Source organism: Janthinobacterium sp. Bl 1 (assembly GCF_058215535.1).
In genome coordinates this window covers 3,522,281-3,541,946 of record NZ_CM177086.1, presented here as the reverse complement: position 1 = coordinate 3,541,946, position 19,666 = coordinate 3,522,281, and the positions used below count along the sequence as shown (strand labels likewise).

Here is a 19,666-nt window from a genome sequence, read left to right as displayed (position 1 = left end):
GCCATCATAACAACGGCAATTAAATTGCCGTCGCACGACACACCGGAATGCTGGCGTCGCGTTTACTTCGCGCTGAAATCGAGCACGACGCGCGCGGCAACCTTGCCGTGTTCCAGGCGGCTGAAGATGTCGTTGATGGCCGACAGCGGCTGCAATTCCACGTCGGCCTTGACCTTGCCCGTGGCGGCAAAGGCGAGCGCCTCGGCCATGTCCTGGCGCGTGCCCACAAAGGAGCCGCGTATCGTCACGCAATTGGCGACGACGTCGAACAGCGGCGTCGGGAAGTCGCCCGGCGGCAAGCCGACCAGCACGCACGTGCCGCGCTTGCGCGTCATCGCCACGCCTTGCTGGAAGGCATCGAGCGATGGCGCCGTGATCAGCACGCCGTGGGCGCCGCCCCCGGTCGCCTCGCGCAAGGCAGCGACGGGGTCGCCCTGGCGCGCATTGATGGTCACTTCGGCGCCAAGGGCGCGCGCGTGCTCCAGCTTGCCGTCATCGATGTCGACGGCCGCCACGCGCAAGCCCATGGCCAGCGCATACTCGATGGCCAGGTGGCCGAGTCCGCCGATGCCGGACACGGCCAGCCATTCGCCCGGCCGCGCGCCCGTTTCCTTGATGCCCTTGTAGCTGGTCACGCCGGCGCAGATGATGGGAGCGGCCTGCACGGCGGACAGTCCCGCCGGGATATGCGCGACGTAGCGCGGGTCGGCCAGGATGTATTCGGCAAAGCCGCCATTCTTGGTGTAGCCGCCGAACTGCGCTTCGGCGCACACGGTTTCCCAGGCTGCCAGGCAATGTTCGCAATGGCCGCAAGCCGAATAGAGCCAGGGCACGCCGACCCGGTCGCCCAGCTGCACCTCCGTCACGCCCGTGCCCACGGCCACCACCAGGCCGATGCCTTCGTGGCCAGGGATGAACGGTGGCGACGGTTTGACGGGCCAGTCGCCGCGCGCCGCATGCAAATCCGTGTGGCAAACGCCGCACGCTTCCGTCTTGACGAGGATCTGGCCAGGGCCGGGTACCGGCACGGGCACCTCGCGCAGCACCAGCGGCTGGCCCAGTTGCTCGACAACGGCGGCTTTCATGGTAGTGGGTGTCATGGTATTCCTTATGAAGTGGGTAGGGCGTAGAGCAGGGCGCAAGCCATGATTTGCTGAACAGAAGCTTGCGAATGATCATATTATGCTGCACACGATACAAAAATTGATTGATCTACATCAACATACTGAGCGGGAAGCCAGCCACCCTGGACGACGATTCAGTCCGCTGCTGTCGCGTTGAAGGAAAGCCGGGCCTGAGGTATAATGACAACTCGGCGTGTGCTGCGTGCGCCCGGGGCTACCCCGAATACGGAGAACGACATTTTCGTTTTCCGTGAGGTTTTATGATGCGCGCAGCGTTCCATCTCTATTGGCGTCAACTGATTGAAGCACCGCTTTCCGCGGGCGCTGTCTTTTTCCTTTCCCACTCCTCGTCTACGCCTGCCCGGCCTGCTTGTGCTTGCGCTTGTATTGGCACTTCTTCCGTCATTGACCTCGCCGAGCGTGCTTGCGCCCGGAGGGCCTGGTGCGTCGTGGACATCCATTCGTTCAAGGAGCATGCGGCATGAGCACCACTACATCACCGAAACACCATTCCGTTCTACAGCGCTTCCTCGCCAGTGACGCGGCGGGCGGCATCCTGCTGATGGCAGCGGCCGTTGCCGCCCTGATTATCGCCAACAGTCCGCTGGCCAGCGCCTACCAGCATTTTCTGCATTGGCAAACAGGTCCCGTGCTCAGCGACAAACTGGGCCCGATGACAACCCACCTCTGGGTCAACGACGGGCTGATGGCGGTCTTTTTCCTCCTGGTCGGGCTCGAGATCAAACGGGAACTGGTCGATGGCCGGCTCTCGACGTGGGAGCAGCGACGCCTGCCGGCATTGCCTGCACTGCTGGGGATGGCATTCCCGGCCGCGATCTACGTTTTACTGACTGCGAAACAGCCCTTGCTGATGAATGGCTGGGCGATACCTGCCGCGACGGACATCGCGTTCGCCATGGGAGTGCTGGCGCTGCTGGGACGCCATGCGCCCTTGTCCTTGAAACTGCTGCTTGTTTCAGTGGCCATTATCGATGACATGGGTGCTGTCGCCATCATCGCCGTTTTCTATACCGCCTCCATCAATGCCGGCGCACTTGCCGCCGCGGCCGCTATCGTCGTGGTGTTATTTGCATTGAACAAGCTTCGCGTGATGAAACTGTGGCCATATCTGATCGGCCTGGCCCTGCTTTGGTATGTCACGCTGCTCTCGGGCGTGCATGCAACGATTGCCGGCGTGGTGGGCGCCTTCCTGATCCCCTACATTTCGTCTCCAGGCACGCCGGATGCGCCTGATTCGCCCCTGCACCGGCTCGAACACGCCTTGCATCCATGGGTCGGTTTCCTGGTCGTCCCGGTATTCGGCTTCGTCAACGCTGGCGTCTCGTTTGCGGGACTCTCGCCATCGGCCATGTGGGCGCCGCTCCCGCTTGGCATTGCCGCAGGTCTCTTCCTCGGCAAGCAACTGGGCGTGTTCGCTGGTGTCATGCTGGCGGTCAAGAGTGGACTTGCTGGCAAGCCACGCGGCAGCACCTGGCTGCAAATTTATGCGGTCTCGATGCTTTGCGGTATCGGTTTTACGATGAGCCTGTTCATCAGTGGCCTGGCATTTCCTGGCCATCCAGCGTATGTCGAGGAAGCCAAGATCGGCATCCTGCTTGGCTCTCTCCTGTCGGCCATCGTTGCTTGCCTGATTCTGCGTTTTGCCCCGAAGGCAAAAGACCAGTGTGAGCATGAAAGTGTGCAGGCAGACGAAATTCGTCGCGATGGAGACGTTGTGACTATGTAATGCGGCACTCCGTCGAGGTCTGCACCTGGTCTCGACGGATCCCATGTCAAACGGTCTTTCCAGGTAGCTCGTACGCAGAAAAACAGGTTTACATTAATTTCATGTTTCGATTATTATGGAATTATAGAATTAACTGTCACCGTATTGGCTGGCACTGCGCCTGAGCTAATCAAGAAAGGATTTACCATGAATAAGCTGCCCAACATCAGCGCCGCCCACCTCGACACGCCGACCCTCGATAAACTTGCGCCGCCGACGGTGTCCACGCATGCGCCGCGCATCCTCTTGCTGTATGGCTCGCTGCGTGAACGCTCATTCAGCCGCTTGCTGACCCTGGAAGCGGAGCGCTTGCTCCAGCATTTCGGCGCCGAGACACGGGTGTTCGACCCGCATGGCTTGCCCATGGTCGACAGCGTCAGCCCCGACCATCCCAAGGTGCAGGAGCTGCGCGAACTGTCGCTGTGGTCGGAAGGCCAGGTCTGGTGCAGCCCGGAACGCCATGGCGCCGTGACGGGCGTGTTCAAGTCGCAGATCGATTGGCTGCCGCTGGAAATGGGCAGCGTGCGCCCGACGCAGGGGCGTACCCTGGCAGTGATGCAAGTGTCGGGCGGCTCGCAATCGTTCAACGCCGTCAACGGCTTGCGCGTGCTGGGCCGCTGGATGCGCATGGTGACGATCCCGAACCAGTCATCCGTTGCCAAGGCATATCAGGAGTTCGATGACAACGACCGCATGAAGCCGTCGCCATACTACGACCGCCTGGTCGACGTCATGGAAGAACTGTATAAATTCACCCTGGTGTTGCGCGACCGCTCCGATTACCTGACCAGCCGCTACAGCGAGCGCAAGGAATCCATGCCGCTTGACGTGCGCGCCCTCGCCACGGCGGCCATGGATCACGAAACGCCGGGCGAGTAGGCCGTTAATGGCCTGTTTGTTAATGACCTGTCAATAATGGCTTCGGCGCATACAGCGCGCTTTGAAATTCCGGCACGTATTCATATTTCATCATCTTCCCCAGCTTCAATGACTTGAGATAGGTGGAAAAGCTGCCGTCGCCCAGCTTCAGTTCGACCGATTCCGCGCTCGTGCTCGACGCATGGCTGAGCTGGCGGGAAACGGCATAGCCATACGTGAGTTTCCCGGCGCCATCCTTGTTGGTGAAGCTGTTGCTCACCACATCGGCCGTGTGCGACAGGTCGCCCAGTTTTTTGCCTGCAAAAACAAAATCGAGCTTGCCCGTTGCGCTATCCATGACTTCAAAGGAAACGCTTGCGTCAGTTTCCCTCACCTCGATACCGGTCAGCCACTTGGGCAGATTGTAGCCAACCACGCCACGCACCCTGGCCAGTTCCGTGTTGACGGGAAGCTTGAGCACATAGCCCCAGAAATCCTTGGCCAGCGATTGGCCCAGCAAGGTGAACGGGCCAAAGCTGGCGCTGCCGGGCTTGCTGGTGACAATCGCCAGTGAAATTTCATTGTAGCTGTCGTTGTCGCAGTACTCATACGCATAGGCCGTCAATGCCACCGCGCCCCGGCCTGGCCACACTTGCAGGGGCTGGACTTGCTTCAGTATGTCTGCCGGCATCAGCTCCTTCAGGCGCGCGAGGTCGGCCGTAAATACGGCCGTGATCTTGCGGTTCCTGTAATAGAAGTTCGGCGAGTACGAGTCAAAGCCGATGGACACCTTTTCTTTTTGCATGTCCTTGAACCAGCTCAGGTCAAGCTCCGGCGCTTCCGCTGCGATGACGGATAAAGGGGGATTCGAGCGAAAGCGGTCATACAGGCCGCCAGCGGCCACCGGGACGGCATGGCCGGCGATATCAATGATGACCTGCCTGTTTTCGACAGCGTGTTCCGCCCGGGACGGGCTTGCGGCAATACTCAATACCAATGCGGATACCGCCGCGGCGATGTTCATGTTCATTGCTTGCACCTTCCATGTTTGATTGGGAAAAACTCCATTAAAAGCCGCTATGCATCCGGCGGCGATACTGCCGGTTCCGGATGGCGGTATCCCATTGCTGTATCAATAGCGCCAGCGCAGGCGCCACGTTGGGCCGCGTATGCTTGCCCTGGCTCAGGCGCCGCAGCTGATACTTGACCATCGCCATATAGGCAATGGACGACAGCACCTTGTTTTTCCAGGTGATGGCCCGGAGCAAGGGGCTTGCCGATTGATCGGAACGCCATGCTTCAGGCAGTTGCGGGTCGAGCGCCAAGGCCGTTCCCATGCCCGCCATGGCAATGCCGCTGTCCAGCACTTGTTGCACCACCTGGTAGCGGCGTATGCCGCCCGTCACCATGATGGGCATGCTGGCCACCGTGGCGATATCCTTGGCGAACTCGAGGAAATAGGCTTCGCGGGCCAGGGTGCGGCCGTCGCGGGTCTGGCCGTGCATGGCAGGGGCTTCATAGCTGCCGCCGGACAATTCAATCAGGTCGACGCCCAGGGTATTGAGCATGGAAACGACCTGCTTGGCGTCATCCGCACTGAAGCCGCCTTTTTGGAAATCCGCCGAATTGAGCTTCACGGCAACGGCAAAGCCTTTGCCGACGGCCTGCCGCACTTCGTTGACGACGTCGACCAGCAGCCGCGCCCGGTTTTCCAGCGAACCGCCCCAGCGGTCGGTGCGCTGGTTGGTCAGAGGGGAGAGGAACTGGCTGATCAGGTAGCCGTGCGCGGCATGGATTTGCACGCCCGTAAAGCCAAAGCGCTCCGCCAGCCGGGCGCTGTTGGCAAAGCGCTGCTTCACGTCGGCAATATCGGCCTCCGTCATTGCGCGCGGCGCCGAAAATTGCTTTGAAAAGTTGCCCAGGTCCATGGGCACAACTGACGGTGCGATGGTTTCCTGTCCCAGGGCGGCGGGCATCTGGCGCCCTGGATGGTTGATCTGCATCCAGACCTGCGCGCCGCGTGAACGGGCGGTGCGCGACCATTGCTCGAAGCGGGCGCCAAATTCGTCAGACTCAAGCACCACGCCGCCGGGTCCCGTCATGGCGCGGCGGTCGATCATCACGTTTCCGGTGATCATCAGACCCACGCCACCGTCCGCCCACGACTGGTACAGGCGTATCAGCTCGTCCGAGGGCGCGTGATCGTTGTCGGCCATGTTCTCTTCCATGGCGGCTTTGGCAAGACGGTTCGGAACGACTGTCCCGTTGGGCAATGTCAGTGCGGTAAAGGGTTTCATGCTGATCTCCAAGGTTGCGATAGCCCCACGATAAGCTTTAAGCTAACTTGAAGGTCAAGCCCTGAATCGGAAAAACCGCCATATTCTTTTCGCTCTCGTCCGCCGCTTGACATTCAAGCTGGCTTTAAGCTTATAGTCGAGCATGGCGTCGTGATGACACAGACAGGCAAGCACAAAAAATCAGCGGGGAAGTGATGAAAATTGGCGAATTGGCCAAGCGCAGCGGCTTGGCGGCCTCCACGATTCGGTTCTACGAATCCAGGGGCCTGTTGAAAGCCGTGAGCCGGCAATCGAATGGCTACCGCGACTATCCTCTGGAAGCGGTGGCGGTACTGTCCATTATCAGCGACGCGCAGCAGGCGGGCTTTTCCCTGGATGAAATCAGGCAAGTCTTGCCCGAGGATAGTTCATCATGGAAACATGATGAACTGATGGCCGCGCTGAAAAAGAAGATTGCCGATATCGAATCGCTGGAAGTGCGCTTGGCGCAGAACAAGGCCCATCTTTTGTCGCTGATTCAGCTGATCGATGCAAAGCCGGACGATGTGGACTGCAAGGACAATGCCGCCAGGGTGATGGAAAGCCTGGGGATAGGCAGTAAAGATTAAAGCAAGGACTGGTTTTCAAGCCCGTAGAAAGCGCGTGAACTCGTCAGAAATCGACGGCGGCCGACAGTTGCATGGTGCGGGGTGCCGACTGCGAAACGGTGCCATACGAGGCCACGCCGGCCCAGTAATGGCGGTCGAAAGCGTTCATCAAGCCGGCGCGCAAGGTCGTCGCCTTGCCGGCGATGGCCGTGCGGTAGCGCAAGCCCAGGTCGACCTTGGTCCACGACGGCACCGATTGCAGATTCGTCTGATCCACAAACTGCTTGCTCGTGTAGCTGACGGCGCCCGTGGCCGTCAAGCCAGGCCAGTACGGCAGATCCCATTCGCCGCCCAGGTTGGCCATCGACGTCGGCACGCCCACGGGGCGCTTGCCCATGGTGGCGGCGTTGTTGGTCTTCACCAGGCGCCCGTCGAGCAAGGTAATGCCGGCCAGCAGGCGCACGGTCTTGCTGGCGGCGCCCGACAGGTTCAGCTCCAGGCCCCGGTTGCGCTGTTCGCTATCCATGCTGTAGACCTTGCCGTACAACTGGCCGCTGGGCTTGGTCACCTGGAACACGGCCAGGGTCGCCAGCACGACGCCGAAATCGGCCTTCGTGCCCACTTCATATTGCTTGCTCTTGTAGGGCGCGAAGACCTGGCCAGCGTTGTCGGCGATGTTCGGGGCGATATCGCCCTTGCTCAGGCCCTCGATATAGTTCGCATACAGCGACACGTGGCGCAGCGGCTTGACGACGATGCCGGCCAGCGGCGTCAAGGCGCCTTGCTTGTAGTGCGTGGTCAGCGCGCCGCTGATGGCGTTGTAGTTTTTCGATTCGACCAGTTGGCGGCGCACGCCCAGGGTCAGCTGCACGCGCTGGTCCAGCATGTCCAGCGTATCGGCCACGGCCAGGCTGGAGAGGGTGGACGCGGACAGTTTCGGTACGCGGGCCGGTGCGGCAATGCCGGGATCGGGCACGGCCACGGGATGGTAGATGTTCGAAGTGATGAGCTTGCCTGAATTGTTTATGCTGCCAAACTCGTCGCGGTAGACATTGCCCATCACGACCAGCGCATGCTCGATGCCGCCCGTGCGAAAGCGCGTGCGCACGCCCGTGTCGCCACTGGCGCGCCGCACGCGGAATTTCCAGTTCATCGGCGTGACCGTCATGTCGCCGGCCGCGCTGGTGATCGTCGGCGTCTGGTCCGAATAGCGCGACACGTCGGAGCGCGTGCCGCCCAGATCGGCGAACACGGTGACTTTATCGTTCACATCGTATTCGAGCTTGCCCAAGGTGGCCAGGTCGTTGGACTTCCACCAGCCCCAGGACTGGGCGATGTTGCGCCGGCCATCAGGCGCTTCCGGCACGGGCAGGCGCGCGGCCACGAGGAAAGGGCGCGTGGGCGCGTCGATCCACTGGTATTGCTCGATCACGTCGAGCGAGGCGCGCAGCCGCTGGCCTTGGTAATCGAGGGCGACGGCCGCCACTTCCGCGCGCGAGGTCTGGTGGTCGAGCGGCGTGTGGCCCTGGCGGTGCAAGCCATTGAAGCGGATGCCGAAACGCCGCTCCTCGCCGAAGCGGCGGCTGACGTCGATGGCCGCGCCAGCCTGCGAGCCCGAGCCGTAGTCGAGCGTCAATCGCGTCAGATCGCGCGGCAGCGAGCGTTTCGGCACAGCATTGACGACGCCGCCCACGCCGCCATTCGGCGACATCCCGTACAGCAAGGCGGCCGGCCCCTTGAGCACCTCGACGCTTTGCAGGTATTCCGTAAACAAATGGTAATTGGGCGACACGCCATACACGCCGTCGAACGCCACTTCACTCAGATTGCCCTCGTTGAGGGGAAAACCGCGGATGAAAAACGAATCCGTGACGCCGCCGATCTGGCCCGTGAAGCGGGTGGACGGATCGCCACCCAGCACCTCGGCCAGGGTCAGCGCCTGCTGGTCCAGCATGCGCTGGCTCGTGTAGCTGTTGACGCTGAACGGCGTATCGAGCAAGTCTTTTTCCCCCAGCAAGCCAGCACGCGCACTCTTGGCAATCTGCCCGCCGGCATCCGCTTCGGCCTGGCCGGTGATGACCACGGTGGCAAGCGGGTTGGGCGCGCTGGACGTTGCTTGCGCGTAGACGGAGGGTGGCACGCTGGCAATGAGCAGGCCGGCGAGGATCAGGCGGGCGGCGAGGGGATGGTGGGCTGGGAATGGAGTAGGGCGTGAGGATGGCATCGATGGCATGGGCGCAAGGTTATAAGAAGGAAAACTGTGCGCACTATACTATAAATGAGAATCATTACGTTCTATATTTGCTGACATGACGTGCTCTGAATGCTGGTCGAGAAGCCGATTCGGCTTGGCCTTGCAAGGATCAGCAATTTCCGTTTGATCTGCCGGCGTCTCCCTTCATGGGGGCATAGGCAGTGTGCCTCGTCTCGGTGCCGCCATAATAGGTGTGGCGGATTGGGCTGGTTCATCGGAGAGCCGACCTGCAGACGCGCGACAAAGTCTGGAAGGCATTTTGTCGAAACATGAAACTGTCCATGCCCGGTTGGCGATATATATCCCGTTCAATACACCACGGATGGATTAGTTCAGCCACACCAGCTTAATGGCTGCAGCCATACATAAGAACACTATGCACCATAGGACAATCGGCCCTGATGCACCCTTAAATTTGAATCCTAAGCCTTCAAATTCGATCGGACCGGATGTGTTCTCAAGAACCATCACTAGACACAGTGCAGCCAACGGTAGCCCAATTGTCGCTGGAATTTGTTCCAGTGCCTTCGAGTAGAGTGCCTGATCAGTCAGCATTGTGACGGCCCCACCGAGTACGAAGGTACCGGCGAAGAATATGCCACCGAGAAGCGCAGCCCACTGAGCAACACGTTGTATTGTTGAGCCCATATTCTTGCCTCATCTTTATCTGTTGGTGTCACGCCTCTGTCAATGCAGCAGGCCAGTCCGTCTGTCCAAATTAGAATTTATCCACATAGCCTTGACCCGTGCTGATTTCCACCAAAAAAAAGCTGATGTGGCGGCCCCCGTCCCGACCATTTTTACAATGGTCATATTGGAGTCCAGCTTGCTGTTCTTCTAGGCCAAGTCACGTCCGCGCCCCCACACCGTTTCGGCTTTGGTGTGGCCGGGGCACACAAGATTGAGGTGATTTTAGCACGTGAGTGTATTTCGATACCTAGGTAGAAATTTCAATTTTCTTGACTGATTTTTGAAAGTTTGTTTGCTTTTCCGCAAGACTGAGCATACAGTGGTAACGCTGATATTTTTCGACTTCGCATTAAGCTATTTCCGTTTAACAACCTCTTGATCTATTAACTTTCTATATATTATGACCAATCAGTCTAATGAAATAAATTCAGAAAATGGGGCTGCAATACTGGGCGCCTTATCATTGACAGTTGTGAAAAAATGGAACGATAAAGACCAAGAAAAGGTTAATCGCTTCATTGAGGAGTGGGTTCGTATGCTGCATGACGAGCTTCGTGAAAAAGAAGCTACAATTTTGGAAATAATGGCAAGAATTGATTTGCACGACGAAAGAATTTCAAATCGAGTAGAAAGTCGAGAATATCAAAGCTTGGTCAGAAAAACTTTCCGGGAGTGGGCCGGTGCTGAAAGTGAGGCCAAGAGAGTTTGGATACGTAACATTTTATCAAATTCAGCAACATCAGCCCAGGCTAGTGACGACGTTGTTCGGTTATTTATCGATTGGATCGGATCTTATTCAGAATTACACTTTGAAGTTATTGCAAACATTTACCGTTCCGGAGGTCGAGGTACATCACGGGGGGCAATTTGGACTTCACTTGGCAGACCCAATGTGCGTGAAGACTCCGCAGATGCCGATCTCTATAAATTACTTTTCCGAGATTTGACGACTGGTGGAATTATGCGCCAGCATAGAGAAACGGATTACAACGGGAATTTCTTGGCAAAGCAACCAGTTAAACGTAGCCCCGCTGGAAGTACTAAAACATTAATGTCGGCATTCGATATGTCTGAACTGTACGAACTTACCGAGCTTGGCTCACAATTTGTCCACTATGCGATGTCTGAACTTCCTTTGAAGGTTGAGTATCGTTATAACCCAGATGATGATAATTAAAATGGAATGATATATGATTTTTGTCTCTCACAACTATAACGATAAAGCAATTGTTGAACGATTTGCCGTGGCGCTTAGTGAATCTTTCGGCCAAGAGAAAGTTTTTTATGATTCCTGGTCAATTCAACCAGGAGACGGAATTATTGACAGAATGAATTCCGGATTGTCGAGCTGTAAATTTTTCCTTTTCTTCGTTACTAAACATAGCCTAAACAGCAAGATGGTTCAATTAGAATGGCAGAATGCCCTTATGGCTAAGGCAAAGAACGGAATTAAATTCATACCTATCAGAGTTGACAATAGTGAAATGCCTATTCTGCTTATGCAGAGTTTATATATTGATTTGTATAGTGCTGGAATTGACGCCTCAATTCGTCAAGCAGTTGATGTGATATCGGGGAAGAGCACCTACTCTCCAATTGAATTATTTTCGAATTTGCATTCACATGCAACTCAATCTAATGGTTTGTGCATATTGAATATTGAGGCAAAAAGTTTTATGGAGCCAATATCCAGTTTTCTTCTTGTTTTCAATAATAATATTGATGAATTTGAATTCGATATTCCAGATGAGTGCGCCTATAATTCCAGTGAGTCGTACTCCATAAAGATTGACGAACAGACGTCTGGTCAGGCTAAAGCACTTGGGCTTGATCGTGCCATTGTTCCTGGGCATTCATTAAATATAACAATAAAAATTCCTATTGATGTAGTAATGGACTTACGTTCTATTTTGCATGAGAGAACAAAGGGGAGTTGGGCGCCTATTCCACTTACTTGGAATTAGTATCTTTGGTTGCAATATTTTTATAAATTAAATCTGTGCACGCAGCAACAATTAAACGGAACATCAGGAAATTAATTATGGCAAAAATTTTTGTTTCATACAGTCGAAAAGATAGGTCGTACGTTGAGCAGATTGTTGACCAGTTAAAACTCAATGGTCACGAAATTGTTGTTGATGTTGATTCTATTTCTGCCGGTCAAAATTGGCAACAGACGCTGGCAGAAGGGCTGAAAATTTCAGATGTGTTTATTGCTTTCATTTCATCAAATTCAGTTACATCGCAGAACGTATTAATTGAAATAGGTGCAGCAAGAGCTTATGCGAGCGAATCAGATAGAATGTTAGTTATTCCAATTGTAATTGATGAGGTTCAAGTTCCGCCCGCTATTCAAAGTTTGCTTTATATTGGCGCATTAGAATTTAATATTGCAGAGGTAGTGGGGAAAGTAGAAGAGGCAATTGCTAGGTTTGTGGGTAGGAAGGCGGCTGAGGAGGAGAAGAAAGTAGCTTTATCACAGCGCATGGAGAAAAATGCTGCTGAGTATATTAACGAAGCTATGATTTTGCTAGAACGATTAGAAAAGAGGAATAGATATATAGGTTTTGTTTGGTACGTAGCAGGTTTCTTATCTCTTATTGCTGGTATTTTTTTTGGAATAATAAGTGTGATTGGTGCCAACTCTACTAATGATAGGGCGTGGCCCGACCTTTTGTTCCTTGGATTAAAGGGGTTAGTGATCGTTGGTCTGCTTTGTGCTTGTTCAAAATACGCCTTCAGTCTTGGACGATCGTATGTCAGCGAGTCTCTTAAAAGTGCGGATCGGATACATGCGATTTCCTTTGGACGATTTTTCCTTAGAGTTTACGGAGAGAATGCAAGCTGGCCTGAGGTAAAAGAAGTTTTTCAACACTGGAACATTGATAGAGGGACAAACCTCAATAGTCCCTCTGTGGCTGATTTCGATCCAAAATTCCTTGAGGCTGTAGTGGAGGTGGCGAAGGCAGTGAGTATTCGTGGGCCTGAGAAGAGCTGAAGTTAGCAGAACACTTGAGAAGCAGACCATTGATTTTTCCGGTTTCTCAAGTACTAACTTAGGGTAGAACACAGCAACTATTAGTATCGTCCACTTCCGTCCATAATTTGACATAATATAAATTATGCGAAGTTATGGGTGGATTCGTCAAATCCCTCATTTTGCAACTTGTACAATCGCAAATGCGATTTCAGCCTTCTACGCACCGCTGTGGCGCTATGGCTTTTTGCACGGTTCCTTCGCGCCTCACTGCACCGCCCAGCTCGAACACAGCCGTACGTTCCCCGATCTTTGGTATTGGCTGTTCCAGTTCGCTTCCGGCTGCTGCTTTGCGTCGCGCTTCGCAGATCGTCCAGCACGCCCGTCGGCCTGTCCACGCGTGCCACTACGGCTGCGGCTCCCAAACAAACACGGTTGCGCGGCGTGCTCTGGCGTATTCGGCTGGCGATGTGGCCAGGCTGCCTGCGCCGGTAATTTCAATGCTCCAGCGTTTCGCCGGCGCGTGCGTGGCCAGGCATAGCGCTGCCGATGCCGCGCGTTGCAGGCTGAGCGCGTTGTTGGCGGCCGGCGTGCCGCGCTCGTCGGCGGCGCCGGCAATCTGCACGCGCTGGGCGCTTGGGGACGCTTTTGTCACGTTCGCGGCGAGCCGTGCGCATTCTTCCTGCCTGGGTGTCGAACTGCCCGTCGCGAAGCTGATTTCGGCTGCCAACGTCCATTTTCCGGAGCCGCCGGCGACGATGCGCGCGCCGCGCTCGTTCTGGCGTTTGATCTCCTGGGCAAGGTCGGCCACGGCGGCGGACAGGCGATCGACGGTCTGCGGGTCTGGCGGGATGAACACCTGGTCTGTCGGCGGCGTCGTGATGTGCCCGCATTTGATGGCCGACGGGCCCATGCAATCTTGCCGCAAGTCCCCTGCCGCCACCTTGGCGTCCAACACGTCGTCGCGCCGGGCGCCGTTGGCGACGGCGGCGTCGAGAACCGGTGCGGCGCTGCCCGGTTTGCCCACGGCCTTGAACATCGCGTTCAAGACGCTGGCTTTTTGTTCCAGCGCCGTTTGATAGGTGTCATAGTCGATCGAACCGCTCCAGAAGCCGACGCAAGCCGAATAGCCTTCCTGGACCTTCTCCCTGACCAGTGGCGCAAACGCAACGGGTTTGATGGAATAGGAACCGGCCAGATAGATGCCGGTCTTGCCTAGCGGTACCTCGAGCAGTGTCTTGCAGCCATCTTCAAACGCGGCGCGCAAGCCTTGGCACATGTTTTCTGCCAACGGATGCACGGCCGGTTCGATGCCGCAGCGGCCCTCGTGCTGGAAACCCGCATACAGCGCGAGGGCCGCCGGGATGATTACCTCCAGATAGGGACTCATTATTTGGCGACCGGGCCGGCGGCCACGGCGCTGTCGCCGCCGGACACCGTGCATGTGACGGCCGGCGCATTCTTGCTGGCGTCGCGCGCGTTGACCAGGCGCTGGCCGCCCGCCTCGTAAATCTGCTCGAGCATCAGGCGCAGCGCCTGGGCTTCGTCATACTTTCCCATGCCCAGACCGATGACAATCGCGCGCGTCTGGTCGAGCGCTGGCCGGATGGCGACGGAAAAATCGTCCCTGGTCAAACACACCTTGGCAGCCGAACTCACTGTTTTCGTTCCGCTTGCCGAGCTTCCTTTTTTCCACTCCACATCCACTTCCTTGATGTGCAGGAAATCATAGTAAGGAATCGCAGCAACAAGCACGACGGAATCAATCTCATGGCGCTTGTTTGAAAAGCTGGCGTTGACGGCCGCTTTGTGCGCCTTTTTTTGCTCGGACAAGCGCGCCAGCTGCTGCTCGTACTGCGCCGCATCGTAGGCGGGCCAGGCATTGATGCCTTTGGAAATCTCCTCCATATATCGCTCATGTACCTGCGTCATGGCCGCCTGGTCAGGCCGCGCGACAACTTCTTCCAGGATGCACAGACGCTGCGCGAACAGGGTTTTGACGAGGGCTTCGTCACCGACGCCCGTTGAACTCCACTTGGACGTGATGGGGTTCATTTCCTTGCCCTCGATGACAGCCTTGAGCTGGAACGCCAGCCGGCCGTCCTTTCCCGTGAGGCCAGGACAACTGCCTTGCGCGTCGCCGACCAGCTTTTTTTGCTGGGGAGTCAACTCGGGAGTCAAACTTGCACAACCGGCAAGCATGGCGCTTGCGGCGATGGCACAAAGCCACAAGATCAGCGGGCGCAGTGTTTTCATTCTTATCCCCTGTGTTGAGGCAATAACAATATGCGCTACGATACGCCGAAGATGAGCGTGGAAATACGTTTATTGTCACAATGAAAATCTACGACAATTGTCACCGTGCCCCGGGCAGACGCTGACCCAGCCGCTTTGCATGGCGTCCACCTCCCTTCCCCGCCCTGCTCCCGGTGCCAATCCTGGCACCATACCAGCGCGCCGGAAAACAGCCACTGGTATGGCCCGCATCGCCGGTCTACTGGGGAAAGATGGAAACTGGTATTGTGATCTTGCGCAAATAATAAAACCAGTTGACTACCACCTGCAATGCTTGCACTCTGAAAAATCGGACGGTGTCCAGCCGGCCGGCAAAAAAATACACAAGGAGACGCAATGAACCGGACAGTCATGAATACCCTCATCATTACCCTCTTCGGGGGAACGTTGGCAGCCTGCGGCGGAGGCAGCGAAGGATCCAGCGCAGGCGCCAGCCAGCTGCTGGCCGGCGCCACGCAAGCGGTCGCCTGCTACGCGCCGTGGAACAGCGGCACGGCGTACAACGGTGGCGGCCAGGCCAGCTACAACAACGTCAATTACACGGCCAACTGGTGGACGCAAGGCAATAACCCGTCGACCAGCAGCGGCGGCGCCGGCAGCGGCCAGCCCTGGACGGCAGTGGGAGACTGCGGCACGCCGACGCCAACTCCTACGCCAACTCCGACACCCACGCCTACCCCAACACCTACGCCGACTCCCACTCCGACACCGACGCCTACTCCGACACCTACTCCAACTCCGACTCCAACTCCAACACCGACGCCTACTCCCACGGGCCTGGCGAAACACGCGCTGATCGGCTATTGGCACAACTTCACCAACCCCAGCGGCGCCACCTATCCGATCAGCCAGGTCAGCGACGACTGGGACGTGATCGTCGTGTCGTTCGGCGACAACGCGGGCGGCGGCAATGTCAGCCTGACCATCGATCCGGGCGCCGGCACGGAAGCGCAATTCATCGCCGACGTGGCCGCCAAACGTGCCAAGGGCAAGAAAGTCATCCTGTCGCTGGGCGGCCAAAATGGCTCCGTTTCCGTCGGCAACACGGCCGAAGCGACGAATTTCACCAACAGCCTGTACGCCATCATCACCAAATATGGCTTCGACGGCATCGACCTGGACCTGGAAAACGGCGTGGCGCAAGGCGCGGCCATCCAGACCTATCTGCCGATCGCCGTGAAAAACCTGAAAGCCAAGGTCGGCAGCAGTTTTTACCTGTCGATGGCGCCGGAATGGGTGTATGTGGAAGGTGGTTACACCAGTTACGGCAGCATCTGGGGCGCCTACATTCCCATCATCAACGCCCTGCGCTCGGAGCTGACGGTGCTGCACCCGCAGTACTACAACAATGGCGATATCTATACGCCGTACGCCACAGGTCCCATCAAGGCCGGCTCGGCCGACCAGCTGGTGGCCACGGCGCGCATGCTGATCGAAGGTTTCAATTACGGCAGCAATACCTTTGCCGGCCTGCGTCCGGACCAGGTGGGCTTTGGCGTGCCGTCGGGGCGCAGCTCGGCCGGCTCGGGTTTCACGACGAATGCCGACGTCAGCAACGCCCTCAATTGCCTGACGCGCCTGCTCAACTGCGGCACCATCAAGCCGCTGCAGGCGTATCCGGACTTTCGCGGCGTGATGACGTGGTCGATCAACTGGGACCGCCACGACAACTATAATTTCTCCGTGCCGACGAAGACCGTGCTGAAGACCTTGCCGTAACGGATCAGGCAGGCCGGACGGGTACTTCCCTCCTCCGGCCTGCATACTATATAGGTAGGCGTGCTTACGCTACGGGCCGGTACACGAGACGGTCCGGGTCGCCAATCAGGCAATCCAGCACGCGGTCGCGCCAGCTTGGCTTGCCGTCATGGGCAAGCACATGCCGGGCATAGGCGCAAAAGCAGGCGGCGTCGAGATGCCCGGCGCGAGGAATACCGATACCGCCAAAACGCCGGTCCAGCACGAAGAACCGCAGGCGCCAGGTGATGTCCGTCGCGCCGGCCACATCGGTTCTTTGCCTGTCTTCACGTGTGACGGCCACGGAAATGAGCTGCGCATGGCGTTCCCGCAGCTGGCAAAACAACAGCCAGGCCTGCATGTCCGGCTCATAGCGGCAGGTCGACACGCCGCGCACCAGCGGATAGCGCCCGGTGCGGCGCGCAATGCGGTCGCAGGCGAACTTCGCCAGCACCGTGCGGTGATTGCCGCCGCCATCCGTGTACCAATCGTGGCCATCGATGGAACTGAGCACGATGCCATTGTCCAGTTCGCCGTTGAAATAGTAGTCCGGATTGCGTTCATATTGAGCAAAGACGGCGCGCATCTTGCCCGGTTTGTATTGCGGTGCCAGCGCCGCGTCGCGCCACGACTGGCCCGCATAGTGGTCCGACTGGCCGACGACGCTGCGCATGTCCATGAGAGCGTTGCGCCGCAGGCACTCGCGCACGACGAAATCATCGAGATTGGCGCCGTGTTGCGCAGGAAAAACGTCGCGCCACTCGGCAATCACTTGCTGCGACCAGGGCTGTGGCGTGGTCAGTACATCGTCAAAAAGGGTGGGCATGCTGTTCTCCAGAAACCCCAGCACATGCTGGTTTACTGTGTAGGTAGCAAATGCGCGTTTTTGGACGGGATCAGGCAAATAAAATGCAATTCCAGATGTTGATAGTTTATTTCTATTGATTCGGTTGAAATATTTTGCTTCCTTTTGTAAATGAGAATCGTTACTATCTAAATCAAGGATAAGCGAATTCAACAGAAAGGAGCCTCCCTTGTTCACAGCGATCAAAACATTCAGCCAGGTCTGCACGCACATGTCGATCGCCTTCGGCCTCGCCTACTTGCTCACGGGCTCCCTGGCGCTCGGTGGCTTGGCAGCCATCATCGAACCGGTCATCAACGTAGCCCTGCTGCCGTGGCATGAAAAAGCCTGGCATGCGATCCGCCGCCGCTACGCCGCCAGCCGCCTTGGCTTTGCCGCACTGGCCGGTGAAAAGCTCAGCCAGACGGCCTTGCACATGAGCGTGGCTTTCGGCGTCATGTACTGGGCCACCGGTTCCATGGCCTTCGGCGGCTTGCTGGCCGTGGTCGAGCCGATCTGCAACGTGATCGTCCTGCCCTTCCACGACCGGCTGTGGGAAAAAGCCCGCTTTCGCCTGGAAAGCCGCAGCGCGGCGCCGCTGGCGACGCTGCCCACCTGATATTTTTCACCCAAGAACAAGGACTGGGCTCGAACCCGGCGGGTCCGACCCCGGCTTCTTGCCGCAGGCCAAAGCCGATATGGCGGCCGGTTTCAGCCGCCTTCATGGCATGCTTACACCTTGCCCGCCCACACGGATGGGCGACGCTGCCCCCACGGCGCCGCCCGCTCCAGCTGTCCCGCCAGGCGCAGCAAGATTCCATCGTTCGCGTAACCGGCCATGAACTGCATGCCGATCGGCAAACCGTCTGCGGACTGCGCGAGCGGCACGGACATGGCCGGCAAGCCCGCCACGTTCGCCAGCGGCGTGTACGGCGAATGCTCGAACAGGCGCGCCGTCCAGCCAAGGCCGTCAAGTTTTGCCTCCTTTTCGCCATAGCGGCCCAGCTGCCATGGCAAGTCCGGCATGGTGGGCGTCAGCAGCACGTCGTACTGGCCAAACAAGGCGCCGGCCTGGCGCGTGACCATGTTGCGCACGTCGAGGGCGGCCACGAAATCGACTGCCGACACCGTCTTGCCATGGCGGTAGCAGGCCAGGGTCGCCGCTTCCAGGGTGTCGAGCGACACGCTCCGTCCGCTCTCTTGCGCCAAGGCGTCTATCCACGGCACCAGGTTGGCGCACCAGATGCTGGCGTTCGCCTGCACGAACGCTTCCCACGACACGCCCAACGCGGGCGATACTTCTTCCACGTGGTGGCCCAGGCTTTCCAGCAGGCGCACGGTCGTGTCCAGCGCGACATCGATGGCCGGCACGGGATGGGCGCCATTGCAGGCGGCGCGCTGGACGGCGATGCGCAGCTTGCCCGGCGCCACGCTCACTTGCAACAGCCAGCTGTGGCCGGGCGTAGCCGTCACATATGGCTCGCCCGGCAGCACACCCTGCACGCAATCAAGCAAGGCGGCGCTGTCGCGCACCGTGCGGCTCACGCCCAGTTGCACGCCCAGGCCGCTGAAGATTTCGTCCATGGCGGGACCGTTCGAAACCCGGCCACGGCTTGGTTTCAAGCCGAACAGGCCCGTCGAGGCGGCCGGCACGCGGATGGAACCGGCCGCGTCCGTCGCATGGGCCAAGGGCACGATGCCGGCCGCGACGGCCGCCGCCGCGCCACCGCTGGAACCGCCCGCACTCAATGCCACGTTCCACGGATTGCGCGTGACGCCGTAGAGCACGGGTTCCGTGGTGGTGGCAAAGGCCATTTCCGGCGTGCTCGTGCGGCCAAAGGTGATTAGTCCCGCCTGGCGGAACTGCGTCATCAGGTGGGAATCCAACGCGGCGACATGGCCGGCGCCCAGGCGGCTGCCCGCTTCGCTGCGCTTGCCCGCCATGGTGACGGCCACATCCTTGATCAGGAATGGCACGCCGGCGAATGGCGCCGCGCTGTCGATGTGCGCCACATCCGCCGGCCACAGCTCGACCACGGCGTTGATGTGCGGGTTGACGGCAGCACAGGCGCGCACGGCCGCATCGTGCAATTCCGCCGCAGAGACGGCGCCATCGCGCACTAGTTGGGACAGCCCCAGTCCATCAAAGCTCGTATATTCATGTAGTTGCATCAGTTAGCTCCTGTAAAAGATGAAGAGTGAGAATCACAGGAACTA

At 58.0% G+C, this 19,666-nt stretch carries 16 protein-coding genes; 8 read left to right on the top strand and 8 right to left on the bottom strand.

What is annotated here, in order from left to right:
- Positions 1-62: 62 nt before the first annotated feature.
- A complete protein-coding gene (locus AC4BCN_RS15745) occupies positions 63-1,100 on the bottom strand; it encodes a zinc-dependent alcohol dehydrogenase (protein WP_230515961.1) in 1,038 nt (345 codons plus the stop codon).
- A 505-nt stretch (positions 1,101-1,605) separates the two neighbouring features.
- On the opposite strand from AC4BCN_RS15745, the gene nhaA reads away from it, so the two are divergent.
- Both nhaA and arsH read left to right on the top strand, forming a co-directional pair.
- Positions 1,606-2,871, top strand: coding sequence for a Na+/H+ antiporter NhaA (gene nhaA / locus AC4BCN_RS15740; RefSeq protein ID WP_490491175.1), 1,266 nt, complete (start codon positions 1,606-1,608; stop codon positions 2,869-2,871).
- Positions 2,872-3,057: 186 nt separating this feature from the next.
- Complete coding sequence (arsH, locus tag AC4BCN_RS15735; RefSeq protein ID WP_490491174.1) at positions 3,058-3,789, top strand: arsenical resistance protein ArsH; 732 nt, start codon at positions 3,058-3,060, stop codon at positions 3,787-3,789.
- Positions 3,790-3,808: 19 nt separating this feature from the next.
- Here arsH and AC4BCN_RS15730 read toward each other — a convergent pair whose 3' ends face one another.
- Together AC4BCN_RS15730 and AC4BCN_RS15725 are read right to left on the bottom strand one after the other, a co-directional pair.
- Complete coding sequence (locus AC4BCN_RS15730; RefSeq protein WP_490491173.1) at positions 3,809-4,792, bottom strand: acetoacetate decarboxylase (ADC); 984 nt, start codon at positions 4,790-4,792, stop codon at positions 3,809-3,811.
- 43 nt (positions 4,793-4,835) lie between these two features.
- Complete coding sequence (locus AC4BCN_RS15725) at positions 4,836-6,065, bottom strand: NADH:flavin oxidoreductase/NADH oxidase family protein (protein WP_490491172.1); 1,230 nt, start codon at positions 6,063-6,065, stop codon at positions 4,836-4,838.
- Positions 6,066-6,259: 194 nt separating this feature from the next.
- Between AC4BCN_RS15725 and AC4BCN_RS15720 the strand changes: the two genes are divergently transcribed.
- Complete coding sequence (locus AC4BCN_RS15720; RefSeq protein ID WP_485882790.1) at positions 6,260-6,673, top strand: MerR family transcriptional regulator; 414 nt, start codon at positions 6,260-6,262, stop codon at positions 6,671-6,673.
- 43 nt (positions 6,674-6,716) lie between these two features.
- On the opposite strand, the gene AC4BCN_RS15715 is transcribed toward AC4BCN_RS15720, so the two are convergent.
- The gene (locus AC4BCN_RS15715; protein ID WP_490491171.1) at positions 6,717-8,876 is read right to left on the bottom strand and encodes a TonB-dependent receptor; all 2,160 of its coding nucleotides are present in this window, start codon (positions 8,874-8,876) and stop codon (positions 6,717-6,719) included.
- Between the two features lie 1,120 nt (positions 8,877-9,996).
- Here AC4BCN_RS15715 and AC4BCN_RS15710 point away from each other — a divergent pair.
- The 3 genes from AC4BCN_RS15710 to AC4BCN_RS15700 all read left to right on the top strand — a co-directional run bounded on the left by AC4BCN_RS15710 (position 9,997) and on the right by AC4BCN_RS15700 (position 12,594).
- On the top strand, positions 9,997-10,773 hold the full coding sequence (locus tag AC4BCN_RS15710; RefSeq protein WP_219329056.1) for a hypothetical protein: 777 nt from the start codon (positions 9,997-9,999) through the stop codon (positions 10,771-10,773).
- Positions 10,774-10,786: 13 nt separating this feature from the next.
- On the top strand, positions 10,787-11,560 hold the full coding sequence (locus AC4BCN_RS15705; RefSeq protein WP_219329057.1) for a toll/interleukin-1 receptor domain-containing protein: 774 nt from the start codon (positions 10,787-10,789) through the stop codon (positions 11,558-11,560).
- A 77-nt stretch (positions 11,561-11,637) separates the two neighbouring features.
- A complete protein-coding gene (locus AC4BCN_RS15700; protein WP_338678713.1) occupies positions 11,638-12,594 on the top strand; it encodes a toll/interleukin-1 receptor domain-containing protein in 957 nt (318 codons plus the stop codon).
- A gap of 385 nt (positions 12,595-12,979) precedes the next feature.
- Here the strand turns inward: AC4BCN_RS15700 and AC4BCN_RS15695 are convergent, their stop codons facing one another.
- Both AC4BCN_RS15695 and AC4BCN_RS15690 read right to left on the bottom strand, forming a co-directional pair.
- Entirely contained in the window at positions 12,980-13,963 is a 984-nt protein-coding gene (locus AC4BCN_RS15695; protein WP_338678712.1) for an OmpA family protein, read from the bottom strand.
- Positions 13,963-14,829 (bottom strand): hypothetical protein, encoded by an 867-nt coding sequence (locus tag AC4BCN_RS15690; protein WP_338678711.1) that lies wholly within the window; start codon positions 14,827-14,829, stop codon positions 13,963-13,965. The genes AC4BCN_RS15695 and AC4BCN_RS15690 overlap by 1 nt, the downstream gene beginning before the upstream one ends.
- Before the next feature lie 390 nt (positions 14,830-15,219).
- Between AC4BCN_RS15690 and AC4BCN_RS15685 the strand changes: the two genes are divergently transcribed.
- Complete coding sequence (locus AC4BCN_RS15685) at positions 15,220-16,587, top strand: chitinase (RefSeq protein ID WP_338678710.1); 1,368 nt, start codon at positions 15,220-15,222, stop codon at positions 16,585-16,587.
- 64 nt (positions 16,588-16,651) lie between these two features.
- Here the strand turns inward: AC4BCN_RS15685 and AC4BCN_RS15680 are convergent, their stop codons facing one another.
- Positions 16,652-17,431, bottom strand: coding sequence for a hypothetical protein (locus AC4BCN_RS15680; protein WP_490491170.1), 780 nt, complete (start codon positions 17,429-17,431; stop codon positions 16,652-16,654).
- 208 nt (positions 17,432-17,639) lie between these two features.
- Here AC4BCN_RS15680 and AC4BCN_RS15675 point away from each other — a divergent pair, with 208 nt between their 5' ends.
- The gene (locus AC4BCN_RS15675) at positions 17,640-18,068 is read left to right on the top strand and encodes a DUF2061 domain-containing protein (RefSeq protein ID WP_338678708.1); all 429 of its coding nucleotides are present in this window, start codon (positions 17,640-17,642) and stop codon (positions 18,066-18,068) included.
- A gap of 113 nt (positions 18,069-18,181) precedes the next feature.
- On the opposite strand, the gene AC4BCN_RS15670 is transcribed toward AC4BCN_RS15675, so the two are convergent.
- Entirely contained in the window at positions 18,182-19,621 is a 1,440-nt protein-coding gene (locus AC4BCN_RS15670; RefSeq protein ID WP_490491169.1) for an amidase, read from the bottom strand.
- Positions 19,622-19,666 lie beyond the last annotated feature (45 nt).